14 protein-coding genes and 1 pseudogene are annotated in these 16,009 nt (G+C 70.5%); 8 read left to right on the top strand and 7 right to left on the bottom strand.

Annotated features, from left to right (window positions below):
* The first annotated feature begins 29 nt into the window (after nt 1–29).
* Together ACH4G3_RS37260 and ACH4G3_RS37255 are read left to right on the top strand one after the other, a co-directional pair.
* A complete protein-coding gene (locus tag ACH4G3_RS37260; RefSeq protein WP_397628617.1) occupies nt 30–1,259 on the top strand; it encodes an acyl-CoA dehydrogenase family protein in 1,230 nt (409 codons plus the stop codon).
* Between the two features lie 41 nt (nt 1,260–1,300).
* Nucleotides 1,301–2,200, top strand: coding sequence for a TauD/TfdA dioxygenase family protein (locus ACH4G3_RS37255; protein WP_397628616.1), 900 nt, complete (start codon nt 1,301–1,303; stop codon nt 2,198–2,200).
* Nucleotides 2,201–2,248: 48 nt separating this feature from the next.
* Here ACH4G3_RS37255 and ACH4G3_RS37250 read toward each other — a convergent pair whose 3' ends face one another.
* The gene (locus tag ACH4G3_RS37250; protein ID WP_397628819.1) at nt 2,249–3,829 is read right to left on the bottom strand and encodes an MDR family MFS transporter; all 1,581 of its coding nucleotides are present in this window, start codon (nt 3,827–3,829) and stop codon (nt 2,249–2,251) included.
* Nucleotides 3,830–3,933: 104 nt separating this feature from the next.
* The gene (locus ACH4G3_RS37245) at nt 3,934–4,638 is read right to left on the bottom strand and encodes a TetR/AcrR family transcriptional regulator (RefSeq protein WP_397628615.1); all 705 of its coding nucleotides are present in this window, start codon (nt 4,636–4,638) and stop codon (nt 3,934–3,936) included.
* Nucleotides 4,639–4,779: 141 nt separating this feature from the next.
* Between ACH4G3_RS37245 and ACH4G3_RS37240 the strand changes: the two genes are divergently transcribed.
* Nucleotides 4,780–5,193, top strand: a complete 414-nt coding sequence (locus ACH4G3_RS37240; protein ID WP_397628614.1) for an SRPBCC family protein — start codon at nt 4,780–4,782, stop codon at nt 5,191–5,193.
* A 16-nt stretch (nt 5,194–5,209) separates the two neighbouring features.
* On the top strand, nt 5,210–5,518 hold the full coding sequence (locus ACH4G3_RS37235; RefSeq protein WP_397628613.1) for a hypothetical protein: 309 nt from the start codon (nt 5,210–5,212) through the stop codon (nt 5,516–5,518).
* A 671-nt stretch (nt 5,519–6,189) separates the two neighbouring features.
* On the opposite strand, the pseudogene ACH4G3_RS37230 reads toward ACH4G3_RS37235, so the two are convergent.
* Nucleotides 6,190–6,366: pseudogene (locus tag ACH4G3_RS37230) on the bottom strand (SDR family NAD(P)-dependent oxidoreductase); the annotation flags it as partial.
* A 129-nt stretch (nt 6,367–6,495) separates the two neighbouring features.
* On the opposite strand from ACH4G3_RS37230, the gene ACH4G3_RS37225 reads away from it, so the two are divergent.
* Nucleotides 6,496–7,590, top strand: coding sequence for a carboxylate-amine ligase (locus tag ACH4G3_RS37225; RefSeq protein ID WP_397628612.1), 1,095 nt, complete (start codon nt 6,496–6,498; stop codon nt 7,588–7,590).
* A gap of 111 nt (nt 7,591–7,701) precedes the next feature.
* Here the strand turns inward: ACH4G3_RS37225 and ACH4G3_RS37220 are convergent, their stop codons facing one another.
* From ACH4G3_RS37220 to ACH4G3_RS37205, 4 genes are all read right to left on the bottom strand, one after another.
* The gene (locus tag ACH4G3_RS37220; RefSeq protein ID WP_397628611.1) at nt 7,702–8,739 is read right to left on the bottom strand and encodes an SPFH domain-containing protein; all 1,038 of its coding nucleotides are present in this window, start codon (nt 8,737–8,739) and stop codon (nt 7,702–7,704) included.
* Between the two features lie 5 nt (nt 8,740–8,744).
* Nucleotides 8,745–9,176, bottom strand: a complete 432-nt coding sequence (locus ACH4G3_RS37215; RefSeq protein ID WP_397628610.1) for an NfeD family protein — start codon at nt 9,174–9,176, stop codon at nt 8,745–8,747.
* Between the two features lie 153 nt (nt 9,177–9,329).
* Nucleotides 9,330–10,019 (bottom strand): response regulator, encoded by a 690-nt coding sequence (locus ACH4G3_RS37210; protein ID WP_397628609.1) that lies wholly within the window; start codon nt 10,017–10,019, stop codon nt 9,330–9,332.
* Entirely contained in the window at nt 10,016–11,314 is a 1,299-nt protein-coding gene (locus ACH4G3_RS37205) for a sensor histidine kinase (protein ID WP_397628608.1), read from the bottom strand. Before ACH4G3_RS37205 ends, ACH4G3_RS37210 begins: the two co-directional genes overlap by 4 nt.
* Before the next feature lie 220 nt (nt 11,315–11,534).
* Here ACH4G3_RS37205 and ACH4G3_RS37200 point away from each other — a divergent pair, with 220 nt between their 5' ends.
* The 3 genes from ACH4G3_RS37200 (at nt 11,535) to dhaK (ending at nt 15,990) form a co-directional block, all read left to right on the top strand.
* Entirely contained in the window at nt 11,535–12,227 is a 693-nt protein-coding gene (locus ACH4G3_RS37200) for an ABC transporter ATP-binding protein (RefSeq protein ID WP_397628607.1), read from the top strand.
* Nucleotides 12,224–14,644 (top strand): ABC transporter permease, encoded by a 2,421-nt coding sequence (locus ACH4G3_RS37195; protein ID WP_397628606.1) that lies wholly within the window; start codon nt 12,224–12,226, stop codon nt 14,642–14,644. Before ACH4G3_RS37200 ends, ACH4G3_RS37195 begins: the two co-directional genes overlap by 4 nt.
* Nucleotides 14,645–14,997: 353 nt before the next feature.
* Nucleotides 14,998–15,990: a dihydroxyacetone kinase subunit DhaK gene (gene dhaK, locus ACH4G3_RS37190; protein ID WP_354743710.1), complete on the top strand. Its 993-nt coding sequence runs from the start codon at nt 14,998–15,000 to the stop codon at nt 15,988–15,990.
* Nucleotides 15,991–16,009 lie beyond the last annotated feature (19 nt).

The raw sequence follows: 16,009 nt of genomic DNA, 5'->3' as shown, positions 1-16,009 counted from the left end.
TCAGCCATCGACTTGAGGAGACCTCTGCCATGGGCATTGCCCCTGCGCCGTCCGACTCCGACGCGGAATCGGACCGGACCGGGCCCGGGAGTGCTCACTGGCTGCGCGTGGCCTGCGAGACCGCGGACGACTTGGCCACGGACGCGGTTGCCAGGGACCAGGCGGGCAAGCCCCCGTTCGACGAGGTGTCCCGGCTGCGCGAGTCCGGACTGCTGACACTCCTCGTACCGGCCGGGCTCGGGGGCGGCGGCGCGGACTGGCTGACGGCGTACGCGGTGGTCCGGGAGATCGCCGCGGCCGACGGCGCGATAGGCCAGCTGCTCGGCTGTCACTACTTCATGTCGTGGAGCACCCGGTTCTTCACCGAGCCCGCCCTGGCCGCCCGGCTGGAGCAGCGATCCGCGGCTCAGGAGTGGTGCTGGGGCGGTGGTCTGGCACGTCAGGAACCGGCGCTGACGCTGGTCAGGGACGGGCAGGGGTATGTGCTGACCGGTCGGCAGAGCTTCGTCGCCGGCGTCCTGGTCGCCGACCGCCTCGTCGTGCGGGCGGTGCGGGCCGACACCGGCGAGCCGCTCGCCGTCGTGGTCGATCCCGCTCTGCCGGGAGTGGTGATCGACGGCGACGCCGACCCCTTCGGGCAACGGCTCGCGGCCGGCGGAAGCGTGGAGTTCGACGCCGTGCCGGTCGCCGCCGACGACGTCCTGGGCTCGCTGGCCGCGGACGAGGACGTGCTGTCGCCCATGACGGCTCTGGCGTCCCCGGTCGGGCGGCTCCTTTCGGTGCAACTGCGTCTCGGCATGGCGGAGGGAGTGCTCGCCGAGGCCCGTGAGTACAGCAGGACGGGCCGGTCCCTCTGGCACCCGGACTGGCCGGTCGGCTCACCTCAGGACCCGCAGGTGCTGACCGTGTACGGGGAACTCACCGTGCTCACCCGCTCCGCGTCCGCCCTCGCCGACCAGGCGCGGGAAGCAGTGCACGACGGGCTGGTCCGTGGTGAGGACCTCGGCTACGACGAGTATGCGGAGATCTCCGTCCTCGTCTCCATGGCCGAAGCCGCCGCGTCCAGGGCCGCGCAGGAGTCCACCGCCCGTGCCCTCGACATCATCGGTGCCCGCTCCGCGTCCTCACGGCTGGGCTTCGACCGCTTCTGGCGCAATGCCCGGACCCACACCCTGTTCGAACCCGTGGCCCACCGGCTCCGCGATGTCGGGGACTACTTCCTCAACGGTGCGCACCCTCCGTTCGTGCTTCCCGTCTGAACGGACCCCGCATGACGGATCCGCAGGAAAGGACCCCGCACATGACCACCAGCACCGGCTTCGACGTCCGCAGGATCGGCGGCCGTATCGGCGCCGAGATCCTCGGCGTGGATCTCTCCGGCGACCTCGAACCGACCCTCGTCTCCGAGATCGGCTCCGCGCTCCTGGAGCACAAGGCACTCCTCTTCCGCGATCAGCACCTCGACGACGCGGGCCAGCTGCGCTTCGCCTCCCTCTTCGGCGAGCTCACCACCGCCCACCCCACCGTGCCCTCCGTCGAAGGACAGCCCCGGATCCTGCCCGTCGACGCCGACGAGGGCATCCGCTCCAACGTGTGGCACACCGACGTCACGTTCGTCCGTACGCCCCCGAAGGCGTCCACGCTGCGCAGCATCGTCGTCCCGCCCTACGGCGGCCACACCCTCATCGCCGACTCGGCCGCCGCGTACCGGGATCTGCCCGAGCCGCTGCGCGAGCTGGCGGACCGGCTGTGGGCCGTGCACACCAACGCCTATGACTACGCGGCCCCGAAGAGCGAGAAGGCGGCCGAGTACCGCAGGCGGTTCGTCTCGCGCGCGTACCGCACCGTCCATCCGGTCGTCCGGGTCCACCCCGAGACCGGGGAGCGGGGCCTGTTCATCGGCGGTTTCGCCCAGAGCATCGTGGGTCTCGGCCCGTCCGACTCCCGTGACCTGCTGCGCATCTTCCAGTCGTACGTCACCCGCCCGGAGAACATCGTGCGGGTGGCCTGGACGCCGGGCGACGTCGTCCTGTTCGACAACCGCATCACCCAGCACTACGCCCCCGACGACTACGGCGACCTGCCGCGCCTGCTGCACCGGGTGACAATCGCGGGCGACGTCCCCGCCGGCGTCGACGGCACCCTCAGCCACGTCCTCGAAGGCGACGACGCCTCCCACTACACCCCTGCGGTGGCCTGAGCCGCCGGCAGAGGACACGTACCCCTGCCGGCGGCTCCCGGTGCTCCGTCAGGCGTCGGCGCCGAGGCGCGGGAGCCGGCCGCCCGCGGCGGTCTTGCCGGCCTCCGCCGACTCCTCGGAGAGCCGCTCCATGCCGCTGGTGTTCTTCAGCGGCTTCTCCTTGATGAACAGCACGGCGATCAGTGCGAGCGCCGCGAAGGGGGTGGCGACGAGGAAGAGTTCGGCCGTGGCGACGCCGTAGGCGTGTTCCACGATCTCCCGCATCGGCGCCGGCAGGGCGGTCATGTCGGGCACTCCTCCGTGCCCGGCCTGGCCTCCGCCCTCGACGGCACCGCCCGCGTCCTTCAGGCTCTTGGTCATCTCGGAGGCGACCCGGTTGGCCAGGACCGCGCCGAGCACACTGGTCCCGATGGTGCCGCCCATGCTGCGGAAGAAGGACAACACCGAGGTCGCGGCGCCCAGTTCGGCGGCCGGGACGTCGTTCTGCGCGGCGAGCACCAGGTTCTGCATCAGCATGCCGACCCCGATGCCCATGACCGCCATGTAGAAGCTGAGGAGACCGAAGTGGGTGTCCGGCCCGATCGTGGACAGCAGTCCGAGACCGACGGTCATGGTGACGGCGCCCACGACGAGGTACACCTTCCACCGGCCGGTCGCACTGATGATCTGTCCCGCGACAGTGGAGGAGACCAGCAGGCCGAGGATCATGGGCAGGCTCATCAGACCCGCGATCGTCGGGGACTTGCCCAGGGAGACCTGGAAGTACTGCGACAGGAAGACGGTGCCGCCGAACATGGCGACACCGACGAAGAGGCTGGCGACCGTGGTCAGCGCCACGGTCCGGTTACGGAAGATGCCGAGTGGAATGACCGGCTCGGCGACCTTCGCCTCGACGAGTACCGCGAGGACCAGCAGCACCACTCCCCCGCCGGTCAGCGCGGCGGTCTGCCACGAGGCCCAGTCGAACTCGTTCCCGGCGAGCGTGACCCAGATCAGCAGCGCGCAGACACCCGCGACGATGAGGAAGGCGCCCAGGTAGTCGATCTTCGCCTCGCGGCGGACGGTGGGCAGGTGCAGCGTGCGCTGGAGCAGGGCGATGGCGAGCAGGGCGAAGGGCACACCGATGAAGAAGCACCAGCGCCAGCCGAGCCACGAGGTGTCCACCAGGACGCCGCCGATCAGCGGACCGGCGACGGTGCCCACGGCGAACACGGCGCCGAAGATGCCCGCGTACTTGCCCAGCCTGCGCGGCGGGATGATCGCCGCCATGACGACCTGCGCGAGCGCCGTGAGACCGCCGGCGCCGATGCCCTGGGCCACCCGGCTGAAGATGAGCAGCCCCACGTCGTGGGAGAAACCCGCCAGCAAGGAGCCGACGACGAACAGACCCAGGGAGAGCTGCAGCAGCAGTTTCTTGTTGTAGAGGTCCGACAGCTTGCCCCACAGGGGCACGGTCGCCGTCATGGCCAGCAGTTCGGCGGTGACGACCCAGGTGTAGGAGGACTGGCCGGCTCCGAGGTCGGCGATGATCCGGGGCAGCGCGTTGGACACCACGGTGCCGGCCAGGATGGCGACGAACATGCCCGCCATCAGTCCCGACATGGCCTGGAGTATCTGCCGGTTGGACATGGCGGACGGTGACGCCTCCACGGGCGCCGCTGAAGAATTCACATCATCTCTTTCACGAAAAGGGACCGGGACGGAAACGGGTCCCGGAGCGATGAGCCGGCTGCCTACCGGTCCGCCGGACCGGCCGGTCCCGCCGGTGACGGAGCCGGAAGCCCCGCTGCGAGGTGCTCGAACGTCTCCCGGAAGACGTCCACGAAGGCGAGTTCGTCCTGCCGGACGCACCAGTGCTCGACGGCGACCCGGACCGCCGCGATGCCGACAGCGGCGAGCAGACGGGGGTAGAGACCCAGCGCCCGCCTCCGGCGTTCGTCGTCCGGCGACCCGAGCGCCGCGCGGTCCTCCGAGAAGAGCGGCGAGCCGGCGCCGATGCGCTCGGCGAGCGTCTCGGCCAGGGCGAGTTCATCGGCCATGTGGGCGCCGAGACTGCGCGCGAGCAGATGCGGTGAGCGGCGCAGCACCTCGGAGTGCAGGCGCCACAGTTCCTGCTGCTGCTCGATTTCCGCCAGTTCGGACGCCATGGCGTCGCGCAGCGCCTGAAGCGGGGACAGCTCGGCGGGCGCGGCCAGTACGGCTTGCCGGACCCTCGCGCTGGCGTCCGCGCCGATCATGACGAAGACGTCGTCACGGGCGTCGAAGTAGTTGAAGAACGTCCGCGCGGACACCCCGGCTGCCTCGCTGATCGCGTCGACGGTGACGTGCTCCGCCCCGTGCTCCGCCGCGAGCCGCACCGCCGCCGCCACCAGGGCGGCGCGGGTCGCCCGCTTCTTGCGCTCACGCAGCCCGACGCCCGCCGGGTTCCCCTCCGTCATATTTGCATGGTACGCAAAGATGCAGGCTCTGCAAAAAGTGCTCCCGGTCGATACCGACGGCAGACGGAGCCCGGATGGTTACGGCCGGGCAGGCCGGGAACGCGGTGCGCTGAACGAACCCGAAGCGAGGCCGGTGCCGCGATGACCGAGTACGAACGTTCACGCACGATGCCCGCACAGCCCGAGCAGGTCTTCGACCAGGTCGCGAACGTCGGCCAGTTGGATACCTGGCTGCCGACGGCCCTGCACGTCGAGGCCGAGGAGCTGCCCGCGGTCACCGTGCACGAGGACCGCACCGACGAGGACACCTCCGCCCTGCTGCGTGCCCAGCGCGACCAGATGCGGCTCGAATGGGGCACCCGCGACCAGGGCAGCTACACCGGCTGGCTCCAGGTCGCCGGCATCGGCGGCGGAGCCAGTGAGGTGACGGTGCACCTGTCGTTCTTCGACGAGAGCCACGACCCCGGCGAGGCGATGGTCCGCGACGCCCTGGAGACCAGCCTTCAGCGCCTGGAGGAGCAGGTGCGGCTGCGCGTCGACCACGCGGCCGGCTGATCCGGGACCGTACGCCATGGCTCGCGTCAAGCAGTACGCCGTCGCAGCGTCCGGACAGTGGACCGACGAGGAGGAAGGCCGGCGCCGCCTGCCGTCCGGCGAGGTGCACGCCTGGGAGCCGGGGCTGAACCAGACCGTCTGCGGCCTGTCCCTCAGCCGCTCCCGGCTGGTCCGCTTCCCGCACATCAGCTGGGCGGACACCTTCCCGGAGTCCGGCGGTGCGGCGGACCGGGTACAGCGTCTGTGCCCGCGCTGCGCCTCGGTCGCCGGGCGCCGCGGCCAGGACGCCCGCCCCCGGTGGCAGCGCACGAACCCTCGGCCGTGACGCCGTACAGACACAGACGGATCAGAGTCGGAGGCGTGCCCGACCAGGACCTGCGGATCCCGCTGACCCGCGTTCCGGCACGCGTGCGCAGCGGGTTCGTCATGGAAAACGTCCGTGCTCCGGCGACTGCGCACGGGGCCCGGGCAGGCGGCATGGCGAGGACGACGTCCTGAGAACGACCGGGGCCCGCCCGGGACGAGACGGCTGAGCGCAGGCGGTCCGGCGGGACCACGCGGCCACGACGGGCGCGTGGACCCCGGCGGCCCGTACTGGTCCGTACACCGCCCGCGCACTGCCCCACGGGCGGTCCCGGCGTCCCCGGCAACGACCGGCGGTTCGCGGGGTGAGTGCGCGGCCCGACACGCTGCGGGGTGCCGCTGCGCCCGCCCTTGCCGCCCTGGGGGTACTCCCAGGCCCTTGAGGCACTGGGTGAGGCACGACTTCCCGCAGCTCCGGGCGGAGAACGCCCGGGCTGTAGCAAGGCGCGCGGGCCCGCCCCCACACGGTGCCCGCGCGCTGCCCCTCAGGCGCCCGACGGGCCGTGAGCCGCCCGCCGCCCGGCGGCCACGGCCGCTCCCGCCAGCGCTGCGGCGACGGCCGTCCTGCGTAGTGCCGTGCGCCATCGGCAGCCACAGCCGCCGTGCACCCGTCCTCGTCGTGGGCGCCTCCTCGCGTCGCGCTGCCAGCACCACGGCGCAGCCCCTGCGCGCGAACGCCTCGGCCGTGGCCCGTCCGATCCCGCTGGATGCTCCGGTCACCACCACCACGTGATTGCGCAGTCCCACCCCGTACCTCCTGCACGCCTGGCGGCGGAACGAGTACCCGGTACCGCCGCGCCACCGCAGCATCCCACTTTGTCAGGGTTTGCCGTTCCGTGGCCGCGGCACTCGGGGCACGCGTGAGCGTCGAGCCGACAGCACGTCGCGCCGACGCCGCGACATCCGGCCCCGGTGACGGGGCAGAACAGAGGGTGACCGATGACGACGATCGGTGTGGAAGAGGAGTACCTGCTCCTCGACCCGGTTACCGGGCTACCGGTACCCCTGGCCGACAAGGTGCGTGCCGCGGCGGGTCTGGCGCATCTCGTGGCCGACCAGGAGGTGCAGTGCGAGCTGCTGCAGGCGCAGGTCGAGGTGGCCACGCCGGTGTGCGGCACGCTGGAGGAGGCGGGGGGACATCTGCTGCGGCTGCGGCATGCCATCGGGGCGGCGGCCGAATCGCACGGCTGCCGGATCGCGGCCTGCGGAACGCCACCGCTGCGCCATCGTCACCCGGTGGCCGTCACCGACCAGGCCCGCTACCGGGCCATGCTCACGCAGGCGCCCCAGCTGGTGGCGGAGCAGCTGGTCAACGGCATGCACGTGCACGTGGCCGTACCCAGCCGGGAGACCGGCGTGCAGGTCCTGAACCGGATCCGGGTCTGGCTGCCGACCCTGACGGCCATGTCGGCGAACTCCCCGCTCTGGGACGGCCACGACACCGGTTTCGCCAGCTGGCGCACCGTGATCTTCGGCCGCTGGCCGGTCAGCGGCGTGCCCCCGTTCTTCCGTGACGTGGCCGACCACGACCGGCGCGTGACCCAACTGCTGGAGACCGGTGTGATCTCGGACAGCGGGCAGTTGTACTGGCAGGCCCGCCTGTCGGCCCGGTACCCCACCGTCGAGGTGCGCTGCCTGGACGTTCAACTGCGCGCGGACGACGCCGTCATGCTCGCGGGCATGACGCACGCCCTCGTGGACACGGCCATCAGGGAAACGGTCGCCGGGGCGCCGGTGCCCGACTGCCCGCCGGAGCTTCTCCAGATCGCTCTGTGGCATGCCGCCCGGCACGGTCTGAGCGACACCTTGATCTGCCCGGGCGGCCGGCCTCGCCGCGCCGGGGACGTGCTGTACCAGCTCCTGCGGCACGTCGCTCCGGCACTCGACGCGTCCGGCGCTACCCGGCAGGTGACGGCCTTGGTCCACCGGCTTCTCCAGAACGGAACCGGAGCGGACAGACAACGCGCCGCTCTCGCCGAAGGCGGCATACGGGCCGTCACCGACCTGATCGGCACGGAGAGCAGCATGTCCTGACTCGCCGAACTCCCCGAACGCCCCGAACGCCCCGAACGCGCGGCAGAGCCCGGCTCGGGACGAGAGCCCGGCGGCCAGCCGCGCCGGCCCCGCGCCACGCCCCGCCCGCTGTCAGCCAGGAGGCCGGGACGGGAGGGACTCGGGGGCGGTGCGATCGGCCTTGGCCGCGTCGGCGAGGGCCGCGGCAGCGGCCTGTGCTGCCTGCGCCGTGTCGTCGGCGGCCTGGGCGGCCATGTCGTCCGTGGGTTTCTCGCGGGTGGCCGGCGACGGGGGCAGCACCTCGCTGAAAGCGCGGGACACACCCTGGAGTGCCGAGGTGACCTCACTGGGGATCACCCAGAACGTGCTGCCCGCTCCCTGCGCCAGTTGGGGCAGCGTCTGGAGGTACTGCCAGGCGAGCAGCTTCGGGTCGGGGTCGTTGCGGTGCACGGCCTGGAACACCTCGTCGATGGCCCGGGACTGGCCCTCGGCCTGGAGGATCGCGGCGGTGCGGTTTCCCTCCGCGCGCAGGACGGCGGCCTGCTTGTCGCCTTCGGCGGTGAGGATCTGTGACTGGCGTTGCCCTTCGGCCCCGAGGATCGCGGCTCGCTTGTCCCGCTCCGCTCGCATCTGCTTCTGCATCGCGTCCTTGATGGACTGCGGGGGATCGATGGCCTTGATCTCCACCCGGTTGACCCTCAGCCCCCACTTGCCGGTGGCCTCGTCCAGGACGCCGCGGAGCTGGCTGTTGATGGTGTCGCGCGAGGTGAGCGTCTTCTCCAGATCCATGGATCCCACGACGTTGCGCAACGTGGTGACGGTGAGCTGCTCGACCGCCTGAAGGAAATTCGCGATCTCGTAGAAGGCCGCCCGCGGATCGGTGACCTGGAAATAGAGGACGGTGTCGATCTCGACGACCAGGTTGTCCTCGGTGATGACCGGCTGCGGCTTGAAGGAGACGACCTGTTCCCGCAGGTCGATCACCGGATGCACCCGGTCGATGTACGGGATGACGAGACTGAGGCCGGGATTCAGGGTGCGGTGGTAGCGGCCGAGTCGCTCGACGTTGCGAGCACGCGCCTGGGGAACGATTCGGACCGCCCGCACCACGGTGAAAACCGCGAACAGCGCGACGATCAGGCCGGCGATCAAGAACGCGGAAGTTTCCATGATTCTCAGTCCCGTGGGTAGACGATCGCGGTTGCACCACTGATCTCTATGACGTCGACGGTCTTGCCGGCGGGAATCACCAGCGTCTCGTCGAGGGAGCGGGCCGTCCACTCCTCACCGTCGATACGGACCCTGCCGCCCAGGCCCGTCACCTCGGACACGACATAAGCGCCCCTGCCGACCAAGGCGTCCACGCCGAACCGTGCCGCCTGGGGCTGGACCACGTGGCGCAGTGCGACGGGGCGCAGGAACAGCAGGGTGACGGTGGCCACTGCCGTGAAGACCAAGAACTGGAAAGGCAGCGGCAGTCCGACCGCGGCGGAACCCGCCGTGACCAACGAGGCCGCGCTCAGCATCCCGAGCGCAGCGGTCAGGGTGAGGATCTCGGCCACAGCCAGCACGGCCGCGATGATCAACCAGATCAGCCATGGATCCATTGCGCGCCCCCCTCTCACCGGTACGGGCACGGAAGGGTCTTTTGCATCCGTTTTACCCCCATCGCGAAGATCGCTACCCCAGGGACGGGTCACAGACTTGGCTCCTACGTCCGACGGTCGCTGAGCGGCTACGACCACTGACCTTGGAATCAATCAGTTAGGCGCCTCGCCCGGGGCGATCAGCCCCGTCTCGTAGGCGAAGACGACGGCCTGGACGCGGTCGCGCAGGTCCAGCTTCGACAGGATGCGGCCGACGTGGCTCTTGACCGTGGTCGGGCTGAGGAACAGCCGGGAGGCGAGTTCGGCATTACTGAGGCCCGTCGCGAGCAGGCGGAGTACCTCGAGCTCACGCGGGGTCAGGCCGGACAGATCGCGGTGCGGGGCGATGGTCTGCGGTTCGTCGTGCTGGGCGAAGCGCTCGATCAGCCTACGAGTGATCGTGGGCGCGAGGAGAGCGTCGCCCGTCTGCACCAGGCGTAAGGCGGAGACCAGATGTTCGGGGGTGACGTCCTTGAGCAGGAAGCCGCTGGCGCCGGCCGTGAGCGCGGCGTAGACGTAGTGGTCGAGGTCGTACGTGGTGAGGATGACGACCCGCGTTCCGGCCGGGCCGGCGTCGCCGATGATGCGCCTGGTGGCCTCGATGCCATCCATCTCCGGCATCCGGATGTCCATGAGGACGACGTCGGGCCGCGTACGGCGAACCGCTGCGACAGCCTCGGCCCCGTCGGCGGCCTCGGCCGTCACTTCGATGCCGTCCGCGGCCAGGATCATCTTGAAACCGGTGCGCACGAGCGCTTGATCATCGGCGATGACGGCGCGCAGAGGTGGCCGGTCCGCTGTCATACCGCGCTCCGTGGGATGCGGGCCGTCACCCGGTAGCCGTCGGTCGGCATCGGTCCGGCCGTCAACTCGCCCTTGTAGACGGCCAACCGCTCGCGCAGCCCCATGTGGCCACGGCCGTTGCTCTGCAGCGGCGGGGAATCCTTGGCGCCACCGGTGTCCGTGATCTCGATCTCCAGACAGGCGTCGGTGTAGCCGATGGCGACGGACGCCTGCGCGCCGCGCGCATGTTTGATCGTGTTGGTCAGTGCCTCCTGTACGACGCGGTACGCCGCGAGGTCCACCCCCGGTGGCAGAGGATCCGGCGGCAACGACACCCCGACGCTCACGGGCGTACCGGCGGCGCGTACCCGTGCGACGAGCGCGTCGAGCTGTGCGAGCCCCGGCTGGGGCTCCAGGCCGTCGGGCTTCTCGTGGTCCGCGGCGGCCAGCAGGCCCATCACGTGGCGGAGTTCGGCCATGGCGGCCCGACCGCCCGCCTCGACGGCCAGCAGTGCCTCCTTCGACTGCTCGGGCGCCATGTCCATCACTTTGCGGGCCGCGCCGGCCTGGATCACCATCACGCTCACATTGTGGGTCACGACGTCGTGCAGTTCGGCGGCGATGCGGGCACGCTCCTCCTCGACGGCCCGGCGCGTGGCCTCCTCCTGAGCGGCCTGCAGTTCTGTCACCCGGTCCCGGCTGGACGCCAGCCGCAGTTGCAGAAAGCGGACGAGGCTGGCCAGCATCCCTGCCACCAGGAGCACGAATCCCGGGCTGGACCATCCCGGGAGCACGGGTTCCGCGTTGCGGAAAGCGAAACCGGACAGCGCGGCGGCGATCACCAGGACGCCGATCGCCGTTATCCGGTAACGGCTGTGTACGACGGCGCTGTATGCGCCGATGACACAGGCCAGGACGGTGATCCAGGAGGCAGAGCTGCCGATGGCCAGTGCTGCGCCCAGCACCACCACGAACAAGGTCAGCGGATACCGGCGCCGGGCTGCCAACGGCAGCGTCGACAGGACGACCAGGGCCCAGGGCGCGGAGGAGGGTTCTTCCTCTATGGGCACCTGACCAGGGTCGGGCGGCGGGGGCGGGGCCGGGACCCCGGTCCCGACGTCCACCGCAGGGGGGTTGATGTTCACCGGCCCGTCGCCGGGATAGCGCACCGCCACGAACAGGGCGGTGACGGTCAGTACGACCGCCAGCACCACATCGACGCGCACCGCTCGCCGGGACAGCGGAGCGGCCTTCGCCTCCGGGCGCAGCGCGTCGATGAGTTGCCGATGCCGGCTACGCCGGTCTTCCGTCTCCATCCGTGCATTGTGCTGCGCTCTCTGCCCGGCCCGCGTCCGCCTGTCCGGCCAGGGCACTGCCCTGGGGGCCTACTTCTCAGGGATGACTCCGCGGCCGAATCCTCCGCGGGAAGGACCTGATGTTGGTTCAGCGGCCGACGCGCCCCATACGCGGCACCTCTAGGTTCGCAGGACCGGCAACGGCATGTGCCTCTCGCGACCGCAAGGACGGACAACTGATATGCATCAAGTGATCGAACTGGAGGGTGTGGCGAAGCGCTACGACAGCGCCGGCGCGCCGGCGCTCGGACCGCTCACGCTCAGCGTCGCCAAGGGTGAGGTCCTTTCCGTTACGGGCCCTTCCGGCAGCGGCAAGTCCACGCTGCTGAACCTTGTCGCCGGCCTGGACAAGCCGACCGATGGCGCCGTGATCGTGGCCGGGCGACGGATCGACCAGTTGAGCGAGCATGCCCTCGCCGAGTTCCGTCGCGAGCACATCGGCATGGTTTTTCAGTTCTTCAATCTTCTCGACGACCTCACCGTTACCGACAACATTCAGCTCCCGGCCCAGCTGACCGGGACCAGTCGGCGCAAGGCCGCGGCCCGCGCGGGTGAGCTCATGGAGATGTTGGGCATCCTGAAGCATGCCCGTGCCTACCCGGGCCGGTTGTCCGGAGGTGAACGCCAACGGGTCGCAGTAGCCCGGGCGTTGGTCAACCGGCCCGCGCTGCTGCTCGCCGACGAGCCCACTGGTGCGCTCGACACGGCCTCGGGCCACGACGTCCGCGATCTGCTGATGGATCTGCACCGCGCCGGACAGACCATCGTGCTGGTGACACATGACCTGACGCTGGCGGAGGCGTGCGCGAGCCGCACTGTTCACCTGGTCGACGGTCACGTCGCCCTCGACTCTCACGCGCAGGCCGTCCGATGAGCCTGTTCGGTACCGGCGCGCTGGGCCGGGTCGTACGTTCCGGCGTCGGCCGACGGCGGGTGCAGACCGTGGTGATCGCCGTGGCCACGATGATGGCCGTGGCCTCGGCCGTGGTCGCCGGGTCGCTGATGGTCGCCGCGGCCGCGCCCTTCGACAAGGCCTTCAGGAAGCAGCATGGCTCGCACATCACCGCGCAGTTCGATCCGGCCAGGGCGAGTGCGGCGCAGCTGGCGAAGACCGGGAAGCTGCCCGGCGTCGCCGCGAGCGCGGGACCGTACCCGTCCACGGCGGTCCGCCCGGTGGACCGGTCGGGCTTCCAGCTGCCGACGCTGACCCTGGTGGGGCGGTCCGGTCCTGACGGCGCCGTGGACCGGGTGGATCTGAAGGCGGGCCGGTGGGCGCAGAAGCCCGGCGAGATTGTGCTCGACGCGTCGTTCGAGGGGCCCGCCATCGGGATCGGCACCCCCGTGAAGACGTCGAACGCCAAGGACGCCCCGGCCCTTTCGATCGTCGGCTTCGCCGTGTCGGCCAGCAGGACCGCCGACGCCTGGGCGGCCCCCGCGCAGGTCGACGCGCTGGGATCGAAGGGCAACCCGGTCTCGAGTCAGATGCTCTACCGCTTCGACTCCGCGAGCACGAAGCAGCAGATCCTCGCCGACCGGAAGAAGCTCGCCGCCTCGGTGGGGTCCGGAGCGCTCCTCGGGACCCAGTCCTGGCTGGACACCAAGCGCGCCGCTGATCAGGGTGCGGCGGCGACCGTCCCGTTCGTGATGGCTTTCGGCGCGCTCGGCATCGTGATGTCGGTGATCACCGTCAGCAGCGTCATCAGTGGCGCGGTCGGCACCAGCCTGCGCAGGATCGGCATCCTCAAGGCCATCGGCTTCACTCCGCGCGAGGTCGTACGCGCCTATTTGGCCCAGGCGCTGATCCCGGCCGTCGTCGGCATCACCCTGGGTGTCGTCCTGGGCAACCTCCTGGCCGTGCCGCTGTTGTCCGACACCGAGTCGGTGTACGGCGGCGTCTCGCTCTCGGTGGCCTGGTGGGTGGACGTTGCCGTGCCGGCCGCCGCCCTGGTCGTCGTAGGGCTCGCGGCGCTGATTCCCGCGTTGCGGGCCGGCAGGCTGCGCACGGTCGAGGCCATCGCGGTCGGCCGGGCGCCGCGCACGGGGCGCGGCCAGTGGGCGCACCGGGCGATGGGGATGCTGCCGCTGCCGCGGCCGGTGACCTACGGTCTCGCCACCCCCTTCACACATCCGGTACGTACCCTCGCGATGCTGCTCGCGGTGGCGTTCGGCACCGTCGCGGCGACGTTCGCCGTGGGGCTGACCTCGTCACTGAACGCGATCGGCACCTCGCAGGACCCCGAGAACCGTGCCGCGGTCACGGTCACGACGACCAAGGCGACCGAAGTCGCTCCCCCGCCGCCGCCAGCTGTGGGGGGCGACGCGGGAGATCCGCCTCCCGAGGAGAACAGCGCCTCGGGCACGTCCACGAAGCCCAAGGCCGCCGACCCGGCGAAGGTGCGGTCCGCCATCACGTCGCAGCCGGGCACGGAGTCGTACTACGGCAAGGCCCGGACCGAGGTCTCCGTGGCCGGGGTCTCAGGATCGATCCAGGCCAGCCTCTACGAGGGCGATTCGCACCGCGGCAGCTACGAGATGCTCTCCGGGCACTGGATCACCGGCAGGGGACAGGTCGTGGTGCCCTCACGCTTCCTGGAAAGGACCAGCACCGAGCTCGGTGACACGGTGCGGGTGACCCACGAGAAGGAGACCGCGAACCTGCGGATCGTGGGCGAGTCCTTCGACACGTCGGGCAGCCGGCTGGAGATCCACGCGGACATGGCCGACTTCACGAGGGCCGAGCCCAGCACCTTCCTCGTCGAGACGAAGTCCGGCGTCTCCGCCGACGAGTACGCCCAGCAGGTCGCCGCGGTCGTACAGCCGCTGGGGGGCGACGCCACGACCGGCTCCGAGTCGGGGCAGGACGGCGTCATCCTCATCATGGCCGCGATGGCGGTGCTGCTCACCCTCATGCTGATCATTGTGGCCGGTCTCGGCGTACTCAACTCCGTGGTCCTCGACACCCGGGAACGCATCCACGACCTGGGCGTCTGCAAGGCGATCGGTATGTCGCCGCGGCAGACCCTGAGCCTCGTGCTCGCCTCGGTGGCCGTGATCGGCGTGATCGGCGGGCTGCTCGGCGTCCCTGCGGGGTACGCGCTGCACCACGTCGTCATGCCGGTGATGGGGCGTGCCGTGGGCACCAGCCTGCCGTCGCTTGTCCTCGATGTGTACGGGCCTTTCCAACTGCTCCTGCTGGGACTCGGCGGCGTCGTGATCGCGATGCTGGGCGCGCTGATCCCGGCAGGCTGGGCCGCCAAGGCACGTACGGCCACGGCACTGCGCACCGAGTAGCGTCCGGCGGAGCGCGAGCTGCAACGCCGCACCACGGCTCACGAGGGGTAACTGGAACGGCTCCGAGGCAAGTAGGCCGATCATCAACAGCCGGGCACGCCCGAGGGCACGGCGACCGTGACGTCCGCTGCCGCTAGGTTGATACTTTCCGGCAGTAGCGCTCGGACCGACCGCCACCGACCACGACAGGGAACTGACGGCCCGTCAACAAAGTCAGCATTAAGTCAGCTTCCGTACCGCCACAGCCCGCCCCGGACCGCTCCGAACCGCCTAGAAGAAAACTGGCCCGACACATCCTGACCTGCAAAAATGAAGGTCAGAGGTACATCTGCTAGCCTCACCAGGAGGTACCCGTGAAGATGCTGATCAACGTCCCGGAGACCGTGGTCGCGGACGCGCTGCGTGGTCTGGCGGCTGCCCACCCGGAGCTGACCGTGGACGTGGAGAACCGGGTGATCGTGCGGCGGGACGCTCCCGTGGCCGGAAAAGTGGGGCTGGTCTCGGGCGGTGGCTCGGGGCACGAGCCGCTGCACGGGGGTTTCGTAGGGCCCGGCATGCTGTCGGCCGCCTGTCCGGGCGAGGTGTTCACCTCTCCGGTGCCCGACCAGATGTTGCGCGCGGCCGCCGCCGTGGACAGCGGGGCCGGGGTCCTGTTCATCGTGAAGAACTACACCGGTGACGTGCTCAACTTCGACATGGCCGCCGAGCTGGCCGAGGACGAGGGCATTCAGGTCGCGAAGGTGCTGGTCAACGACGACGTGGCGGTGACCGACAGCCTCTACACCGCCGGGCGGCGCGGTACCGGCGCGACCCTGTTCGTGGAGAAGATCGCGGGCGCCGCCGCCGACGAGGGCATGCCACTGGAGCGGGTGGAGGCGATCGCCCGGCAGGTCAACGAGAACTCCCGCAGTTTCGGTGTCGCGCTGAGCGCGTGCAGCACGCCGGCCAAGGGCAGCCCCACCTTCGATCTCCCGCCCGGTGAACTGGAGTTGGGCATCGGCATCCACGGCGAGCCCGGCCGGGAGCGGCGGGCGATGATGACGTCCGGCGAGATCGCCGAGGCCGCCGTCGAGGCGGTGGTGGAGGACCTGAGGCCGCGCAATCCCGTGCTGGTCCTGGTCAACGGCATGGGGGCGACGCCGCTGCTCGAGCTGTACGGCTTCAACGCCGAGGTGCACCGCGTGCTCGCCGCCCGGGGTGTCCCCGTCGCCCGCGTTCTCGTGGGCAACTACGTCACCTCCCTGGACATGGCGGGCGCCTCCCTCACCCTGTGCCAGGTCGACGAGGAGATGCTGCGACTGTGGGACGCGCCGGTGAAGACGCCGGGTCTGCGCTGGGGCATGTGACGCGGGACGGGTAGAGGAT

Origin of the sequence: Streptomyces afghaniensis (assembly GCF_044327915.1) — a bacterium.
Classification (GTDB): Bacteria; Actinomycetota; Actinomycetes; order Streptomycetales; family Streptomycetaceae; genus Streptomyces; species Streptomyces afghaniensis.
Note: the sequence above shows the minus strand (reverse complement) of the source record. Positions and strands in the feature narration are given on the sequence as shown.